This is a genomic window from Ruegeria sp. N11 (assembly GCF_056531525.1).
The window spans coordinates 1-2,203 of record NZ_JBQFLX010000066.1 but is presented as its reverse complement, the minus strand read 5'-3'; the positions used below and the strand labels follow the sequence as shown (position 1 = coordinate 2,203).

Annotated in this window: 2 protein-coding genes; both read left to right on the top strand. The window is 52.1% G+C overall.

Annotated elements, in window-relative coordinates:
* Positions 1–874: 874 nt before the first annotated feature.
* Positions 875–1,255: a hypothetical protein gene (locus ACR0J8_RS24160; protein ID WP_480892852.1), complete on the top strand. Its 381-nt coding sequence runs from the start codon at positions 875–877 to the stop codon at positions 1,253–1,255.
* A 56-nt stretch (positions 1,256–1,311) separates the two neighbouring features.
* A complete protein-coding gene (locus ACR0J8_RS24155; RefSeq protein WP_480892849.1) occupies positions 1,312–2,010 on the top strand; it encodes a VPLPA-CTERM sorting domain-containing protein in 699 nt (232 codons plus the stop codon).
* Positions 2,011–2,203: the final 193 nt, after the last annotated feature.

The following is a 2,203-nucleotide window of genomic DNA, read 5'->3' as shown; positions in this document are numbered from 1 at the left end:
AACGCATCTTCATCCGAATACCGCTTCCGAGCCATCCATCATCCCTTCCGTGACACCAAAATAGTGGCACAGTTTTACGGGGCTAAGACATCCGCGCGTTGTAGAATATCACGACCTTCGAAGCCCTCTTCATAGGGTGCCACCTGCGGTTCTGAAGGGAAAATCTTCATCAAACTTGGCCCTGAATTTTGCTACCTATTTAGAGTTAGTAATTTTTTCGGTGAAGTTCCAAACGCAAATTCACTGCACGAGTTTGGCAGCCGCAGAAAAAGTCTAAACTTGTGCAGCCAAGCTGCGGAGTCCGTTGCTTCGGTAAGCGCAGCTTTGGGTCGAAGTTACAAGTCGTGGCGGGGTTATCAGCCATCGACCTTTTGTGGGCCAGGGGGATTTGAGCAAGCCAAACGCCCCTGACCGTCAGGGTGAGGGCGCTGCCCTCCCCCTCGGGCAACCCTATTAGACAGGGCCGTGTCCTCGGCTTTGCCTGCGGGCCGCACCACCCCTGTCGAATAGCATTGCCTCGCCCCCTCCCGCGTTCGCCACGTGGCAGATCAGCAGGAACAGGCGGCTTCGCCGTCTGATCTGCAAATCAGCCCTGATTTTCCAGAGGAGAAGTCAGATCAAACGAAACAGTCTGCGGGAGTACGAAAAAGGGGTGTTGGGTCAGTTTATGACGCAAAGGTCAATTTCGTCTGACGTCCAACAGTAAACCAGTGGCGGACCGAGGAGGAACGCCAGATTGATTGAAAACAAAAGAGAAATCAGGATTCTGAACAGAAATCACCCTCTATATATTACAGTGGCTTATAAGGTTAAGTGTTCAGGTAAAATCCACAGGAAGAAACCGGGAAATGGCAGTTAGAGCAGTGGAGAGAAAATGATTTTAGGTGTAACTGGTTCGCGCGAACCAAGGCCGGAAGCATTGTGTGAGAAGCTGTTCAACTTCATTCAGGATAATGGGGTAACAGAACTGCACCACGGGGATTGCACGGGATGGGATGAGCAGGCGTTTATCGTTGCAGACTTTCTGTGCATCAAGACAGTCGCACACCCGCCAAATAACGACGCCATGCGCGCAAGCACTAAATCTACAGTCATCCTGCCGTCAAAGCCTTACCTTGAGAGAAATAAAGACATTGTGAATGCCTCTGATTTTCTAATCGCAGCACCAGACGGCCCAGAGCGCCAACGCAGCGGCACTTGGTCAACCGTCCGATATGCAAAGAGGGTCGGCAAACATGGGGTTATTTGGAGATAAGTTGCGAAATGAGACAACTCCGGCTAGGCTAATTGCATTAGTAGGGGGAAATTTTTATGAAACTGATATTTCCGGCTGTCGCCGTGTGCCTTGCAAACGCGGCTAGTGCATTAACCGTCACGTTCGACCACAACAATGTCACATATAACCCGACGAATGGCGAACATATCGGGTTAAGTCAGGGCTTTCAGTACGATTTCAGCTACACATACCTTACCGGCTACCATATTGCCCTGCACGACGATAGCGGGTTATTGGGTTCTACAGTTAAGCGGCAGGACGGTTCACGATTCACACCACAGCAGATAGACGTTGCAGGATTCAGCAACGTATATAAATCCCTGGGTTCCCCAAAACCAACTGATCTTAATGATGCGGCGTGGTTCACCACGGGAATAGCGCCGCCTGTGTCTCTGGTATTTGAGGGCATCCGAAACGGCAGCGTCGTTGCAACTCAATCCATCCTGAATTTCGAACGCGCCGCGCCATGGGGCACAACTGTTTTCTCCGATGCCTTCAAGGCGATTGACAAGCTTGTGTTGAGCCTTGGCACACCAGCCGGGGCGGTAAGGGATTATTATTTCCCGTCCTACATTGGGCCGGACACTGTTTGGTGTGACCAATGGTGTGGCGAGTTTAGGGCGGATAATCTTGTGGTTTCACAAGTTGCGCCTGTCCCATTACCGGCTGCGGGCTGGTTACTGATCGGGGCAATGGCTGGCTTGTTTGGCTTCCGGCGTATTACGGCACGGTAACAGTCGCGTTAACCGAACCGGCGGGAAGGGTCGGCACCGACACAGCGCCACGAAACCCGCCGGGGTAATCTGCATGAGGTTCTATCCCACTGCCACCCCATCTGGACCTGTCCCATTTTTGTGCCGCCCCAAGTGCTCGTTTAGGCCACTTTCCGTTCGAATGCGACCGGACTTTTCCAACCCAATGCTGAGT